Annotated in this window: 13 protein-coding genes; all 13 read left to right on the top strand. The window is 41.5% G+C overall.

The window, feature by feature from the left end; genetic code table 11:
• Nucleotides 1–35 precede the first annotated feature (35 nt).
• The 13 genes from eboC (at nucleotide 36) to aroF (ending at nucleotide 16,617) form a co-directional block, all read left to right on the top strand.
• A complete protein-coding gene (gene eboC, locus H6G76_RS09910; RefSeq protein WP_190699118.1) occupies nucleotides 36–935 on the top strand; it encodes a UbiA-like protein EboC in 900 nt (299 codons plus the stop codon).
• A 110-nt stretch (nucleotides 936–1,045) separates the two neighbouring features.
• Complete coding sequence (locus H6G76_RS09915; RefSeq protein WP_190699121.1) at nucleotides 1,046–2,335, top strand: glycosyltransferase family 4 protein; 1,290 nt, start codon at nucleotides 1,046–1,048, stop codon at nucleotides 2,333–2,335.
• A gap of 17 nt (nucleotides 2,336–2,352) precedes the next feature.
• The gene (gene tyrA, locus H6G76_RS09920) at nucleotides 2,353–3,183 is read left to right on the top strand and encodes a bifunctional chorismate mutase/prephenate dehydrogenase (RefSeq protein ID WP_190699123.1); all 831 of its coding nucleotides are present in this window, start codon (nucleotides 2,353–2,355) and stop codon (nucleotides 3,181–3,183) included.
• Between the two features lie 221 nt (nucleotides 3,184–3,404).
• The gene (locus tag H6G76_RS09925; protein WP_190699126.1) at nucleotides 3,405–4,607 is read left to right on the top strand and encodes a 3-dehydroquinate synthase; all 1,203 of its coding nucleotides are present in this window, start codon (nucleotides 3,405–3,407) and stop codon (nucleotides 4,605–4,607) included.
• Nucleotides 4,608–4,714: 107 nt separating this feature from the next.
• Nucleotides 4,715–5,956: a metabolite traffic protein EboE gene (gene eboE, locus H6G76_RS09930; protein WP_190699129.1), complete on the top strand. Its 1,242-nt coding sequence runs from the start codon at nucleotides 4,715–4,717 to the stop codon at nucleotides 5,954–5,956.
• An 81-nt stretch (nucleotides 5,957–6,037) separates the two neighbouring features.
• Complete coding sequence (locus H6G76_RS09935; RefSeq protein WP_190699131.1) at nucleotides 6,038–7,414, top strand: alkaline phosphatase family protein; 1,377 nt, start codon at nucleotides 6,038–6,040, stop codon at nucleotides 7,412–7,414.
• Between the two features lie 304 nt (nucleotides 7,415–7,718).
• Nucleotides 7,719–9,923 (top strand): anthranilate synthase, encoded by a 2,205-nt coding sequence (locus H6G76_RS09940; RefSeq protein ID WP_190699134.1) that lies wholly within the window; start codon nucleotides 7,719–7,721, stop codon nucleotides 9,921–9,923.
• 43 nt (nucleotides 9,924–9,966) lie between these two features.
• Complete coding sequence (trpC, locus tag H6G76_RS09945) at nucleotides 9,967–10,791, top strand: indole-3-glycerol phosphate synthase TrpC (RefSeq protein ID WP_190699137.1); 825 nt, start codon at nucleotides 9,967–9,969, stop codon at nucleotides 10,789–10,791.
• A 6-nt stretch (nucleotides 10,792–10,797) separates the two neighbouring features.
• Nucleotides 10,798–11,616 carry a tryptophan synthase subunit alpha gene (gene trpA, locus H6G76_RS09950; protein WP_190699140.1) on the top strand — a complete coding sequence of 273 codons (819 nt, stop codon included), beginning with the start codon at nucleotides 10,798–10,800 and terminating at the stop codon, nucleotides 11,614–11,616.
• Between the two features lie 124 nt (nucleotides 11,617–11,740).
• Nucleotides 11,741–13,057, top strand: a complete 1,317-nt coding sequence (locus H6G76_RS09955) for a tyrosinase family protein (protein WP_190699142.1) — start codon at nucleotides 11,741–11,743, stop codon at nucleotides 13,055–13,057.
• Nucleotides 13,058–13,070: 13 nt separating this feature from the next.
• Nucleotides 13,071–14,297, top strand: coding sequence for a tryptophan synthase subunit beta (gene trpB, locus H6G76_RS09960; protein WP_190699145.1), 1,227 nt, complete (start codon nucleotides 13,071–13,073; stop codon nucleotides 14,295–14,297).
• 6 nt (nucleotides 14,298–14,303) lie between these two features.
• Entirely contained in the window at nucleotides 14,304–15,395 is a 1,092-nt protein-coding gene (gene trpD / locus H6G76_RS09965; protein ID WP_190699149.1) for an anthranilate phosphoribosyltransferase, read from the top strand.
• A 157-nt stretch (nucleotides 15,396–15,552) separates the two neighbouring features.
• Nucleotides 15,553–16,617 (top strand): 3-deoxy-7-phosphoheptulonate synthase, encoded by a 1,065-nt coding sequence (aroF, locus tag H6G76_RS09970; protein ID WP_190699153.1) that lies wholly within the window; start codon nucleotides 15,553–15,555, stop codon nucleotides 16,615–16,617.
• Nucleotides 16,618–16,821: the final 204 nt, after the last annotated feature.

The following is a 16,821-nucleotide window of genomic DNA, read 5'->3' on the forward strand; positions in this document are numbered from 1 at the left end:
CCCTTCCTCTCTGCGCCTCTGCGTGAGTAAAAATCATGAACACCGCCACCTTAAACTCATCCCGCCTCTGGGCATACCTGCAATTACTCCGGCCTGCCAATATTATCACCGCCTGGGCAGATATTATGGCTGGGTTCGCGGCTTCAGGGTACTTTTTGCACTCTAATCAAACACCACTGTTATGGTTATTGTTAGCGACAACTGGCTTATATGGTGGTGGCATTGTATTTAACGATGTATTTGATGCCCAATTAGATGCCCAAGAACGCCCGGAAAGACCAATTCCGAGTGGTAGGGCTTCTCGGATGGGAGCGGCTTTATTAGGAAGTTTGCTGTTGAGTGTGGGTGTAATGGCGGCGGTGCAAGTTTCGTTGTTGAGTGGGATATTAGCGATCGCCATTGCCACATCTGCTTTATTGTATGATGCGATCGCTAAACATCACCCGATTCTCGGCCCGATCAATATGGGGCTTTGTCGAGGCGGTAACTTATTGCTGGGTGTAAGTGTTGTACCCGCAATGCTAGAAAATTACTGGTTTTTAGCTTTAATCCCCATCGTTTATATTGCAGCAATTACCGCCCTCAGTCGAGGTGAAGTACATGGAGCCAAACTCAGCACTGGCATAGTTGCAGTATTGTTGATTATGGCAGTTCTTGTCGGGCTTTTGGGATTGGGATTGCTGACAGATTATCAAGTTATTACTGCCTTACCATTCCTAGTATTTTTGGCTTTCCGTGTTTTGCTGCCTTTTATCAAAGCAGCGCGCCAACCTAACCCAGAGCAAATTCGCCTTGCCGTTAGAGCCGGAGTGTTATCACTAATTATTTTAGATACAACTTTAGCTGCGGGTTTTGCTGGCTTACTCTACGGCGTGCTAGTTTTGAGCCTTCTGCCAATTTCTATGATTTTGGCTCAAATTTTTGCGGTGACTTGAAAATAGGATGCTCAAGGTTAGAGACTAGAGGCTAGAAACAATAATAATACTTCTCCCCTGCCCCCCACGCCCTTTATTAGCCAGGTGCTTTTAAGAAAGATTAATAGCTCATGCACATTCTCATTTATTCTTACAACTACCATCCAGAACCAATTGGCATTGCACCCTTGATGACAGAACTCGCAGAAGGACTAGTTAAAAGAGGTCATCAAGTGCGGGTGGTTACAGGTATGCCTAACTATCCCGAACGCCGCATCTACGATGAATACCAAGGTAAGTGGTATGTCACCGAAGAAAGAAATGGTGTTACTGTCCAGCGTTGTTATCTGCGGATTAAGTCTAAACCAAATCTGATAGATCGGCTTCTGTTAGAGTTAAGCTTTGTTTTAACTAGCTTGCCTCAAGCTCTTAAAGGTGAACGGCCAGATGTAATTCTTTTAACAGTTCCGCCTTTGTTAGTGACTGTACCTGCGACTTTGTTAGGTTGGTTGTATGACTGTCCAGTAGTATTAAATGTGCAAGATATTTTGCCTGAAGCTGCCGTGCGGGTGGGGCTGATTAAAAATAAATTGATGATTAAGGCTTTTGAAGCCCTAGAAAAATTTGCCTATCGTGCTGCTAATACTATCAGTGTGATTGCTGATGGTTTTGTAGATAATTTGCTCAGTAAAGGAGTACCTGCTGAAAAAATTGCCTGCATTCCTAATTGGGTAAATTTAAATTTTATCAAGCCTTTACCTAAAGAAAATAACCCTTGGAGAACAGCACACAACCTTGACGATAAATTTGTGGTGCTTTATTCAGGCAATATTGCGTTAACCCAAGGTTTAGAGACAGTAATTAAAGCCGCAGCTAACTTGCGTCATATCAAAGAAATTGCCTTTGTAATTGCCGGTGAAGCCAAAGCTTTAGAAAGATTACAACAATATTGTGTTGATTGTGGTGCAGATAATGTTGTGTTGTTACCGTTACAACCTAGAGAAAAGATACCACAAATGTTAGCCGCAGCTGATGTGGGGTTAGTAGTGCAGAAGCAGAATGTAATTTCCTTCAATATGCCTTCTAAAATACCACTGCTATTAGCAAGTGATCGCCCAATTATCGGTTCAGTTCCGGCAACGGGTACGGCTGCAAAAGCTATTCGTAAAAGTGGCGGCGGTATTGTTGTCCCTCCAGAGTCACCAGAGGCTTTAGCCCTAGCTGTGCTGAAGTTATATGAAAATCCTCAACTTGCAGCACAGCTAGGGCATCAAGGCAGAAAATTTGCTGTCGAAAATTATGCTTTTGAACAAGCGTTGGATAAATATGAACAGCTATTTGCTGATATTATTGCCAGCCGCGCCACAAACTTAGAAGTATTGCCTGAATTGAGTCCCAAGGAATCAGTTGCTGATATTTGAAAATTGGAGACTGGCATATGGTTTTACAATCCTCATTTAACCCAGAATTGACATCAATCAATCATGTCAAACCCCGACAAATTACTATTATCGGTGGACATGGGCGGATGGGTCGATTATTTCGAGAACAACTTTTAGAAGTAGGTCATAAAGTAAATATTCTCGAACAAGAAGATTGGGAATATGCAGGACAACTTTTAAACCAGACAGATTTAGTATTAGTCAGTGTTCCTATTAAATATACGGTTGATGTTATTAAACGTGCAGCTAAATATTTATCTCCGGATATAGCTTTGTGCGACATTACCAGTATTAAAACTCAGCCATATCAAGCAATGTTGGCTCATCATTCTGGCCCTGTCCTGGGGTTACACCCAATGTTTGGGCCGAGTGTCAAATCTTTTTGTTCTCAAAAAGTAGTAGTATGCCCTGGACGACATCATGAATCATTTCAATGGCTATTAGACTTTCTGAAAAATCAAGGGGCAGAATTAATTACCTGCACACCAGAAGAACACGATCGTATGATGGTGTATATTCAAGCAACGCAGCATTTTTGTAGATTAAGTCTAGGGGTTTTTCTAGCAGAAGCCAATATTGATTTAGAACGCAGTTTATCAATTTCATCTCCTAGTTATTGCCAAGAAATTGACATTTTAAAACGTTTGTTTCGCCAAAATCCTCAATTGTGTGTAGACATTATGTTAGCGACAGAGGAAAGATGCGAAGCAATTAAATCTTTAGCTCATACCTATAGCCGTTTGGCAAAGTTGGTAAAAAAGAAAGACAGAGAGGCGTTAATTAAAGAGTTTGAAAGTACGCAAGTATTTTTTCAAAAAAATAGCTGATGTCAGAAAATAATCAGGGTTATGTGCTTTTTTAACGCAGAGTTACGCTGAGTTTAACGCAAAGTTACGCGGAGGTTTTATCTAGGTAGGTGCATCTTTATAAGTCGGCAAAAAATAAGATTAATTTTCTAATTTTATGCTGATTGACGTTTTTAAAGTTCTGCCTCAGGAAAATTATTTATCTAAGCTTTTAATCGTGCTGTAATAATGGAAGCAAAAATATGATAGTTGATATTAACAAAAGAACTAAGTTTAACATTCAAGCTATTCAGCAAAGAGTTGCAGTTACTTTTAACTACGAAGTTCAATTTACTAATAATATATTCGATTTAAAAAATCCTACTTTAGCACAGGCGATCGCAGCTGATGGTGAAAAGAAACCTAAAAAAATCATAGCTGTAGTTGATGCCGGATTATTAGAATTTTGGCCGAACTTAGCCGCGCAATTAACAAACTATACAAACTTCTATGCCGAAGTGCTGATACTAGCTGCTGAACCGATGGTAGTTCCTGGTGGAGAAGCTGCAAAAAATGATCCAAAATTATTAGAGCAAATTCAGCAATTAATTGAAACGGCTGGAATATGTCGTCATTCTTATCTGTTAGGAATTGGCGGCGGTGCAGTTTTAGATTTAGTAGGCTATGCAGCTGCAACCGCACACCGAGGAGTTCGCCTCATCCGTATTCCGACAACAGTGTTAGCGCAGAATGACTCTGGAATAGGCGTGAAAAACGGTATCAACGCCTTTGGTAAAAAGAATTTTTTGGGTACATTCGCCCCACCCTACGCTGTAATTAACGATTTCGCCTTCTTGAGTACATTATGCGATCGCGATTGGCGTTCTGGAATTGCCGAAGCCATCAAAGTCTCACTAATTAAAGATGCTAACTTCTTTAATTTTATTCATGACCATAGCACAGCCCTTGCCCGTCGAGACATGGATGCTATGCAACAACTTATTTATCGTTGCGCCCAATTACACCTAGAACATATTGCCACAGCAGGCGATCCTTTTGAAATGGGTTCATCTCGTCCCTTAGATTTTGGACATTGGGCAGCCCATAAACTAGAACAATTAACAGATTATAAATTAAGACATGGCGAAGCAGTAGCAATTGGTATTGCTTTAGATAGCACCTATTCTTATCTTTTAGGAATGCTGTCTCATACAGACTTGCAAAAAATATTAAACACACTTTCTGCACTCGGTTTCACCTTATATATACCTGAACTAGCCGCCCAATCATCTATCAACAATTCCCGTTGTTTATTCCGAGGTTTAACAGAATTCCGCGAACACTTAGGTGGCGAATTAACCATCACCCTACTGCAACATATTGGTAAAGGAATTGAAGTTCACGAAGTAGATATTTCCTTGTACAAACAAGCTACATCCCTGTTGCGTGAGTTTGAAAAACAATAATAAGTCTAAAGCAATCCTAAATCTTCTCTGCGTTCTCTGCGTCTCGGCGGTAGCCTGCGGCAAGCCGCTTGCGCGTCTACGTTAAAAAAATCATCTTGGTCTAAAAAATGAAAATAGGAACCGACAACAACCTTCACCTAACCTACTGCACCAACATTCACCCCGGCGAAGAATGGCAACAAGTCTTTGCTAACCTCCAGCAATATATACCACCATTAAAAGCAAAACTATCACCCAATAAACCATTTGGTATTGGATTACGTTTAGCATCCGTAGCAGCTAAAGAATTACTGCAAGAAAATACATTGTCTCAGTTTAAATCATGGTTAACTGAACAAGACTTATACGTATTTACATTAAACGGCTTTCCCTACGGACAATTTCATCGACAAATCGTAAAAGACCAAGTTTATGCACCAGATTGGACAAAGCAAGAACGCTTAGACTATACATTACAACTAATGCAAATTCTTGCCCAATTGTTACCTCCAGATATAGAAGGTAGCATTTCTACATTGCCGCTATCTTATAAACCTTGGTTTGAAGGAAATCAATTTGTTCAAGCATCAGTAATGAATACTGCTAGCCTTCACATAGCACAGCTAGTAGAACAAATGGTACGCATCCGAACTGAACAAGGACAACTCATACATCTAGGCTTAGAACCCGAACCGGACGGCTTAATAGAAAACGCAGACGAAGTAGTTGATTATTTTCAAAAGCACTTATTACCCATTGGTGGAGATTATTTAAGTCAGCAATTAGGCATTCTTCAAGAAACTGCCGAACAATACATCTTAGATCATGTGCGTGTGTGTTATGACACCTGCCATTTTGCTGTAGAGTACGAAGACCCCATCTCAGTTTTACAAAAATTCCAAACTGCGGGAATCAAAATCAGTAAAATCCAAATAAGTGCTGCATTACAAGTCAATATACCCAAAGATTCACCACAACGTCAATTAATCTTAGAAAAGTTACAACACTTTGCTGAATCTACATATTTACATCAAGTAATTGCACGCGCACAAAATAACAGACTAATTCACTACTCAGACTTAGAGAATGCCTTACCAAACCTAGCAAAAAATACAGATGAAGAGTGGCGAATTCACTTCCACGTTCCCATATTCGTGCGTGATTATCAACTATTACAATCAACTCAAGACGATATTGTAAACGTTTTAAACCTGCTGCAAAAGCATCCTTTTTGCAACCACCTAGAAATCGAAACCTACACTTGGGAAGTCTTACCCGATGAAATGAAATTAGACTTACCAGCCTCCATTCAACGTGAATATGAATGGGTTCTTACAAACTTATTAGCAAAACAATTAGTTCCTAGTTAAGATCGTCATTTGTCCTTGGTCATTTGTTTGGTTTCTTAACTCAACTCTTCCTTCGTGTCCTTAGCGTCCTTTGCGGTTCGTATGCAAAAAACAGTCATCCTCAACGTAGTCGGCTTAACTCCCAACCTGATAGGTCAACACACACCCTTCCTTTCCCGTTGGACATCCACCGGAAAAGCCGTACCCATCGAACCCGTCTTACCAGCTGTCACCTGTACAGTTCAAGCAACATACCTCACAGGTAAAACACCCGACGAACATGGAATTGTCGCTAACGGTTGGTACTTTCGAGATGAGTGTGAAGTTAAATTTTGGCGACAGTCTAACAAACTAGTTCAGTCTCCCAAAATCTGGGATATTGCCAAACAACTAGACCCCAACTTTACCTGCGCCAACTTATTCTGGTGGTACAATATGTACTCCTCGGTTGACTATGCTGTGACTCCCCGACCGATGTACCCAGCAGATGGGAGAAAACTACCAGATATATATACTCAACCAGAAAATTTGCGATCGCAACTTCAATCTCAGCTAGGTCAATTTCCTCTGTTCAACTTCTGGGGGCCTAACACCTCAATTCTATCCACTCAATGGATTGCAGACTCAGCCAAATTTGTCGAAGAATGCCATAATCCAACCCTAACCCTAATTTATTTACCACATCTAGACTACTGCTTACAAAAATTCGGCCCAGACGCAGATAAAGTAGCTAAAGATTTACAAGAAATTGACGCAGTTTGCAGCGATTTAATTCAATATTACGAAAATCGTGGCGCACAAGTTATTGTTTTATCAGAATACGGTATTACATCAGTATCTAAACCAATTCATCTTAATCGTGTCCTGCGGGAAAACGGCTTGCTAACAGTGCGTGAAGAACTGGGACGCGAACTGCTAGATGCTGGCGCAAGTAAAGCCTTTGCAGTTGCAGATCATCAACTAGCCCATGTATATGTTAATGATCCATTTTATATCCCGAAAGTGCGATCGCTCCTTGAAGAAACCGAAGGAGTTGCATACGTTCTAGACGACAGTGAAAAATCAACCTATCATCTCAACCATTCTCGTTCAGGCGAGTTAGTTGCAGTTTCACAACCAGACGCTTGGTTTACTTATTATTACTGGCTTGATGATCATCGCGCGCCTGATTTTGCCAGAACTGTCGATATTCATCGCAAACCAGGTTATGACCCTGTAGAACTTTTCATCGACCCTGAAATCAAATTTCCTAAACTAAAAATTGGTTCTAAACTTTTAGCCAAAAAACTTGGGTTCCGCTACTTAATGGATGTGATTCCTTTAGATGCTTCTTTAGTGCGCGGTTCTCACGGTTGTCTTCCCCCTTCGCCATCTGAGGGGCCATTGTTAATTACCCAACAAACTGGATTACTTGATTCCTCATCTATACCCGCTACTAGTGTTTGTCAGTTAATTTTGGAACATTTAAATATGAAATAAAACACCCGCCTTTTGGTAGAAATAAAAACTAATAAATCTCTCTCTTCAGGAAGCTTGCAAAAAATTTAAAAACTGATTTTGTATTCTTAAAAACAAAATTATATCAAACACAAATAAAATGTAACTTTATGCGAAAAATTATTCATTCATTAGCCACTGTTTATTGAGTAGGCTAAATAGAGAAGTATGATTTTTGCTAGCTACACCACATCTAAAAACCATACAGAAAATAAATGAGAAATTCTCAACTTTGATAATTTTCCCATTTTTCCAAGTTGTTTCCTGCAAATCTAAATAAATATTTATGATTACCGATTCCTATTCCTACACAACCTTGGATAATGTACGCGTCTCTCGCTCAGTGACAAAAGTGAAAATGGAGACTGCCGTTGAAGAAATTCTTTTCTATCTCAACTCTCAGCGAGGAGGTTTGTTAACCAGCAGCTACGAATATCCAGGGAGATATAAGCGATGGGCAATTGGATTTATCAACCCACCATTAGAATTAACTACAAGAGAAAATACTTTCACTCTCACAGCCTTAAACGAGCGTGGTCAGATACTCTTAGCCCTGCTGCATGAGCGTTTAAGTAAATTACAAGAACTGGAAAATCTCACTCAAAATCAAAACTATATAGCTGGTTCAGTTAAGCAGACACAAAAATGCTTTACTGAAGAAGAACGTAGTAAACAACCTTCAACATTTACAGTTGTTCGAGAAATTCTCCATACATTTTATAGCCAAGAAGACGAACATTTAGGATTGTATGGTGCATTTGGCTACGACTTAGTATTTCAATTTGAACCAATCTCTCATCACTTAGAACGCCCTTCAGATCAACGAGATTTAGTCCTATATTTGCCAGATGAACTGATAGTTGTCGATTACTATCAGCAACAAGCATTTAGATTAGAGTACGATTTTATTACAGCATACGGTAGCACTTATAATCTGCCACGTACAGGTGAGTCTGTTGATTATCGAGGTCAACGTTTAACACCTACTCAAAATGCAGATCATCAAGTAGGTGAGTATGCTAAACAAGTTGAATTTGCTCTTGATTACTTCCGTCGAGGTGACTTATTTGAAGTAGTTCCCAGTCAAAACTTTTTCACAAGCTGTGAAGAACAACCCAGTAAATTATTTGAAACCTTAAAGCAAATTAATCCTAGCCCTTACGGATTTATATTCAATTTAGGTGGCGAATATTTAATTGGTGCATCACCAGAAATGTTTGTCAGAGTTGAAGGTCGGCGTATAGAAACTTGTCCGATTAGTGGCACAATTACCCGTGGACAAGATGCCATAGATGATGCTGTACAAATTCGTTCCTTACTCAACTCTCACAAAGACGAATCAGAGTTGACCATGTGTACTGACGTAGACCGCAATGACAAATCTCGCATCTGCGAACCTGGTTCAGTCAGAGTTATCGGTCGTCGCCAAATTGAATTGTATAGCCACTTAATCCATACAGTAGACCATGTAGAAGGCATATTGCGACCAGATTTTGATGCTTTAGATGCCTTTCTCAGCCATACCTGGGCAGTTACAGTTACAGGCGCACCTAAACGGGCAGCAATTCAATTTATCGAACAGCATGAACGCACTGCTAGACGTTGGTATGGTGGTGCAGTTGGTTATTTAAATTTCAACGGTAATTTAAACACTGGTTTAATTCTGCGAACCATCCGCTTAAAGGATTCCATAGCCGAAGTGCGAGTTGGTGCAACTCTGTTGTATGATTCTATCCCACAAGCAGAAGAACAAGAAACCATCACGAAAGGCGCAGCTTTATTTGAAACTATTCGGCGTGCCAAGCTAACAGATATCAAAATAGAAGAGTGTATTGGTGCAAATTTGAGCAAATCCGTCCCTGATGTTCAAACTGGTAAACGCATTTTACTAGTTGACCATGAAGACTCATTTGTTCACACCCTAGCTAACTACATTCGTTCTACAGGTGCCAGCGTCACCACACTCCGTCATGGCTTTCCTGAGTCAGTTTTTGATACAGAACGCCCAGATTTAGTAGTTTTGTCTCCTGGCCCTGGTAGACCACATGATTTTAAAGTCCCTGAGACTGTTGCTGCCTGTATTCGTCGGCAAATTCCTATTTTTGGTGTGTGTCTAGGATTACAAGGCATCGTCGAAGCTTTCGGTGGAGAGTTAGGCGTGCTGAACTATCCCCAGCACGGTAAATCATCCCGTGTTTTTGTCACAGATGCCGATTCTGTAATGTTCAAAGGCTTACAAGAATCCTTTACTGTCGGCAGATATCATTCATTATTTGCCTTACCGCAACGCTTGCCAAAAGAATTGAAGGTGACAGCCATTTCTGAGGATGAAGTAATTATGGGTATCGAACATCAGACCCTTCCCATAGCTGCTGTACAGTTTCATCCAGAATCAATCATGACCTTAGCCGGAGAAGTAGGTATGGCGATTATTAAAAATGTGGTGCGGTCTTACACGCAAACTAAAGAGTCATTGGTCATTGGTCAATAGTCAATAGTTACTTGTCATTTTCCTTTCCCTTCCTTTCCCGCTTATGACAAACCAAATTGCCCCTCCTCGGCATATCCTTGACGAAATAGTTTTGTATAAACGTCAAGAAGTTGCACAGATGCAGCAAGAACTATCTTTGTCTGCTTTGCAACAGCAGTTAGCTGCTGCGCCGACTGTGCGAAATTTTTTGAAGGCTTTACAACAACATCCCAAACATCCCAGTTTAATTGCCGAAGTCAAAAAAGCATCGCCAAGTCGCGGTGTTATTCGGGCTGACTTTGACCCCATAGCGATCGCTCAAGCCTATGAAAAAGGTGGTGCAGCTTGTCTATCGGTTCTCACTGACCAAAAGTTCTTTCAAGGTAGCTTTGATAACTTGCGTAAAGTGCGATCGCAAGTATCATTACCTCTACTTTGCAAAGAGTTTGTTATTGATCCCTACCAAATTTATCTAGCACGGACAGCAGGTGCAGACGCAGTGCTGTTAATTGCTGCTATCCTCTCAGACCAAGAACTCCAAGACTTTTTACAACTCATTCATGACTTGGGTATGAATGCGCTAGTAGAAGTCCACACTTTGGCTGAACTAGATCGCGTGTTAAAGCTAAACGGACTACGTTTGTTGGGAATTAACAACCGCAACCTTGAAGATTTTACGGTTGATTTAAAAACAACCCAACAGCTTTTAACACAAAGACAAGAACAAATACAAAACTCCCAAATCACCGTTGTGAGTGAATCGGGAATTTATACACCTGCTGATTTAGCTTTTGTTGCTGAAGTTAGTGCTAGGGCTGTTTTAGTTGGTGAGTCATTAGTTAAACAACCTGATATAGAACAAGCTGTGCAGAGTTTATTACTTAAATAATTCATAATGACTACTATTTCTGACCATTTTCAAACTTTACGCGATCGCCAACAATGTGCTTTGATTCCTTTTATCACAGCTGGCGACCCTGACTTAAACACCACCGCCGCAGCTTTACGCATCTTAGACCGTAATGGTGCTGATTTCATTGAGTTGGGCGTACCTTATTCTGATCCTTTAGCAGATGGCCCCGTAATTCAAGCGGCTGCAACCCGCGCCTTGCAACGCGGCACAAAATTAGAGCAAGTGCTAGAGATGTTGGCAGAAGTAAGTCCTAGCATCAAAGCACCCATCATTTTATTTACTTACTACAATCCAATTTTGCATCGCGGCATTGAGCCATTTTTACAAACAATCGCTGCGGTTGGGGTCAAAGGTTTGGTAGTCCCAGACTTACCCTTAGAAGAAGCAGAAGAATTAATCCAAACTGCGGCTACTTTTAACATTGATGTGATTTTACTTGTAGCTCCTACCAGTTCTAGAGATAGAATTGATGCGATCGCACGTCAATCTCAAGGCTTTATCTATTTAGTAAGTGTTACAGGCGTTACTGGGATGCGTTCTCAAATCCAAAACCGTGTAGAACACTTACTAACAGACTTACGCAGCGTCACCGATAAACCAATTGGCGTAGGCTTTGGCATTTCTGCACCAGAACAAGCCCATCAAGTTAAAGAATGGGGTGCAGATGCAGTCATCGTCGGTAGTGCCTTCGTCAAACGCCTTGCCGAAGGTAGCCCAACCGAAGGGCTGCCAGCCGTAGAACAATTGTGTAAAGAACTTAAAGCGGCAATTGCACCAGCCTCGCAACCAGTAACAGCGTGAGCGCATAACTCTTTTAGTGTGGGCATTCTGCCTGCACTGGACAGGCTAGAGAGCTTATCCTATAATGCACTCTTTTAGTCTTGTCGTGCAGTAAGTTCAGTGCTAGGTGTCTTAAATTAGAGCAATGAAAATCTTGCAAACATCCTTTAAGGTATTAATTTCTAGCATAGTTGCAACTAATGCGATAGCACTGCCAGCTTTTGCTCACAATAGCATTGACCACACAGAGCATAAGGAGCATCACGAGACACCACAACAACATACTCACCTCAAAGTGAGAAAGAGCGTTACTAGCCTTACTTCAACTGATAAACAAGCTCTAGTCAACGCTATTAAAACTTTAAAAAATACTACTCTACCAGGTAATCAGATTAGTATTTACGACCAGTTTATTGCTATCCATTTGGGAGCGACCCGCTTAATTCATAATCATGAAGGCCATTCAAGTTCAACTCAAGAACTGGCTCATGAAAATACTGCTTTTTTACCTTGGCATAGAGAGTATATAAATAGATTTGAAGAAGCTCTACAAAATGTAGACTCCACTGTTACCCTACCTTATTGGGATTGGACTGATGCGGAAGCGTTGGATGTCATTTTTAATGATGACTTTCTTAGTCCCAACGGTCAAGGAGTAACTATCAATATCCCTAAATTTGGTAGCTTTACAGGTGGGCCTGTTCAATCTGGTGCTTTTTCAGTTGCTAACGGTTGGGTGCTTAACCCCCAATTGAATTTCGACCCAACAGCAGAAAAGTCTTTAGGCACGTCACTTGTACGCTTTTTGCGCGTACCTCCAGCTAGTGATTATCCCCTGCCGCAAAGAGATATTGATCGTGTCATGGCGATTAATGATTATTCTCTATTTCGCACTGCTTTAGAGGGATTTATCACTGTAGATGAACAAGGTAAGATTATTCCAGGCGGCTTTACACATAACTATATTCATGGGTTAGTAGGTGGAGTGCAGCTAGACCTCAGCACAAGACCTGTGAGTTTTAAAGGCTTGGGAACTATGAGCAATATTCCTAGTTCCCCATACGACCCCGTGTTTTGGTTGCATCATGCGAATGTAGACCGTTTGTGGGCTGAATGGCAGGAAGACGGACATCAAGGTAGTTTATATTACCCTGCTGACGGTCAGCCTTATGGACACAATCTTAATGACCTGATGTGGCCTTGGGACGATGGTATGTCTACACCCAAAGCGACAAAGTTAGGAGATTTATTATCTTTACTACCAGACTTTGATGCTAATGATTTAGTCAGACCTGTAGATGTTCTGGATTACAAAAAACTAGGTTATACCTACGATACATTGCAATCTGTTCCAGAATCTGGTTCTATATTCGCTTTGTGCAGTCTGGCGGCAATGCTCGTTATTTCGCGGCAAAAGCGTCATACCAATTCGCAATTAACAACTCGCAATTCGCAATTATAAAAGGAATCAAACAGTGGTCAGTACTCCAGATATCAAAAATACAGCCCAACCTGATTTATTAGGTAGATTTGGTAAATTCGGCGGTAAATACGTTCCTGAAACCTTAATGCCCGCCTTAAGTGAGTTGGAAGCCGCCGTTGAAAAATATCGTAACGATGCCAGCTTTCAAACTGAGTTACAAAATTTACTCAGCGACTATGTGGGAAGACCTAGCCCGTTATACTTTGCTGAACGTCTAACAGCACTCTACGCTAGACCAGATGGCACTGGCCCACAAATTTATTTAAAGCGGGAAGATTTAAATCATACAGGCGCACACAAAATTAATAACGCATTGGCGCAAGTATTATTAGCCAAGCGGATGGGTAAGCAACGCATCATTGCTGAAACTGGCGCAGGTCAGCATGGGGTAGCGACTGCAACTGTATGTGCGCGGTTCGGTTTGGAATGCGTGATTTATATGGGCATCCATGATATGGAACGGCAAGCCCTGAATGTGTTTCGGATGAAGCTGATGGGGGCAGAAGTGCGTCCTGTGGAAGCTGGTACTGGCACTCTCAAAGATGCTACATCAGAAGCTATTCGAGATTGGGTAACGAATGTTGAAACAACCCATTATATCTTAGGTTCTGTAGCTGGCCCACATCCTTATCCCATGCTCGTCAGAGACTTTCACGCCATCATCGGCAAAGAGACTCGCGTACAGGCTCAAGAGAAATGGAACGGACTACCAGATATTCTTTTGGCTTGTGTAGGTGGCGGTTCTAATGCAATTGGATTGTTCCATGAGTTTGTTCATGAATCTTCTGTGCGTCTAATTGGTGTGGAAGCAGCAGGAGAAGGTGTCAATACAGAAAAACACGCTGCGACTCTGACGCTAGGTAGGGTTGGAGTTCTGCACGGTGCAATGAGCTACATTTTGCAAGATGATGATGGTCAAGTTATCGAAGCTCATTCAATTAGTGCTGGATTGGACTATCCAGGTGTTGGGCCTGAGCATAGTTATTTAAAGGATTTAGGTCGCGCTGAATATTACAGCGTTACTGACGAAGAAGCACTAGAAGCATTCCAACGACTTTCACAACTAGAAGGGATTATTCCGGCTTTGGAAACATCCCATGCGATCGCCTATTTAGAAACCCTCTGTCCACAATTAGAAGGCAGTCCACGCATTGTGATCAACTGCTCTGGTAGAGGTGATAAGGATGTTCAAACTGTCGCTAAATATCTTAACCATTAACTAATCATGGTAGCTATAATTCAAACCCCATCTATTCCTGCCATTCCTACCTCTTCTGACTGGCCAGGGATATTACAACAGTTGCTCAAACGGCAATCGCTCACAGTTGACCAAGCTACAGATTTAATGCACGGTTGGCTGACAGATGCCATTCCCCCTGTCTTATCAGGCGCAATCTTAGCGGCGATTCAAACCAAAGGCATCTCGTCTGAAGAACTAGTAGGCATGGCCAGTGTCTTACAATCTCAATCTTCTGCTTCTACTCCCAACTCTCAACTTTCTACTCCCCTAATTGATACTTGCGGTACTGGTGGAGATGGTGCTTCTACTTTTAATATCTCTACAGCTGTGGCTTTTGTGGCCGCAGCCGCAGGGGTAAAGGTTGCCAAGCATGGTAATCGTTCTGCATCTAGCAAGACTGGTTCTGCTGATGTCTTAGAAGCTTTGGGGATAAATCTTAACGCCAATCCCGAAAAGGTACAAGCAGCCGTTGGTGAAGTAGGCATTACCTTTTTATTTGCTCCTGGTTGGCATCCAGCACTCAAGGCGGTTGCTGACTTGCGAAAAACGCTGAAGGTGCGGACTATTTTTAATTTGCTTGGGCCTTTGGTTAATCCTCTGCGTCCGACAGGGCAAATTATTGGTGTGAATGACCCATTGTTAATCGAAGAAATCGCTCAAGCCTTATCACAGTTGGGATGTAGACGAGCGATCGCCCTCCACGGCAGAGAAAGGTTAGACGAGGCTGGCTTGGCTGATGTCACAGATTTAGCTGTACTTCAAGACGGAAAAATTAGTTGTCTGACCATTAATGCTGAAGAACTGAGTTTAAATTCTGCACCAACGGGCGCATTGCGCGGTGGCGATGTGGAAGAAAATGCCGAAATCTTAAAGGCAGTTCTCCAAGGAAAAGGCACTCAAGCACAGCAAGATGTAGTCGCTTTGAATACAGCTTTAGCGTTGCAAGTCGGTGAAGCAATAGAAGGGACAACAGACATTTCCGAAGCTTGTATCAAAGGCATTGCTTTAGCTAAAGAAGTTCTTCAAAGTGGTGCTGCTTGGACGAAGTTAGAACAACTGGCAGCCTTTTTGCACTAAATCTTAATAGCAATTCCCAAACATAAATTATCCATCTTCATCTTGTGGGGTAGGCATTCTGCCCGCCATGAATATGGAAAGGGTGAGGACACCCATCCCACAAAAATTTGGTCATTACTTATAACTCTTGTTTGTTAACTATACGAAGGAAAAAAAGATGATTGTAGTACTTAAAAGTGGTACACCTACTGACGAAATTACTCGCATCAGCGAAGGTTTGAGAGACACTTGGGGTGTCACAGTCGAAAAAAGTGTCGGCGCACATAAAGTCATCTTGGGGATGATTGGCGATACTTCTACTATGGATCGGATGCAAATTCAAGAGTTCAGTCCTTGGATTGAGCAAGTATTGCGTGTGGAAAAACCTTTCAAGCGGGTTAGTCGAGAATTTCGCTATGGAGAAGCCAGCGAGGTTGTTGTACCTACGCCTAATGGTGATGTCTATATCGGTGAGCAGCATCCGATAGTAGTGGTAGCTGGGCCTTGTTCTGTTGAGAATGAGGAAATGATTGTTGAGACGGCAAAGCGCGTTAAGGCAGCTGGTGCTAAGTTCCTACGTGGTGGAGCTTACAAACCTCGCACCTCACCTTATGCTTTCCAAGGGTATGGTGAGAGTGCTTTAGATTTGTTAGTAGCAGCCCGTGAAGCAACAGGTTTGGGTATCATCACAGAACTGATGGATGCTGCCGATTTACCAGCATTAGCAAGAGTGGCTGATGTAATTCAAATAGGTGCGCGAAATATGCAAAACTTCTCGTTGTTGAAAAAAGTAGGCGCACAAGATAAACCTGTGCTGCTCAAGCGTGGGATGTCTTGCACAATTGATGAGTGGTTGATGGCAGCAGAATATATCCTCGCAGCTGGAAATCCAAATGTTATTTTGTGTGAGCGTGGTATTAGAACTTTTGATAGTAAATATGCTCGCAATACATTAGATTTGTCAGTCATTCCAGTATTGCGATCGCTCACTCATTTACCAATCATGATTGATCCCAGTCATGGTACAGGTAAATCTGAATATGTACCTTCTATGGCCTTCGCTGCGATCGCCGCAGGTACAGATGCGTTAATGATTGAGGTTCATCCTAATCCAGCTAAAGCTTTATCAGATGGGCCACAATCTTTAACTCCTGAGAAATTTGATCGTTTATCACATGAAATGTCAATAATTGGCAAAGTAGTTGGACGTTGGCCACAGCCTGCTTTGGTTACTGCTATTTAGTTTTGATCACCTGCATACAAATAAAATACGTAGGGCAAAATTCTCCATTGACTGCTATTGTCTCCTGCCCTACGTTTTCTCTTTAAATCTAATTGATATTAACCAAACACTTAGATATTTATTAAATAATAATTTTTATAGATGCTATTAAATCAAATTTTAATTTCTTTTTTACCTACAAAATTAGTTATTAAATTAGTTAAA

It is taken from the genome of Nostoc sp. FACHB-152, from assembly GCF_014697475.1.
Lineage (GTDB): Bacteria > Cyanobacteriota > Cyanobacteriia > Cyanobacteriales > Nostocaceae > Nostoc_B.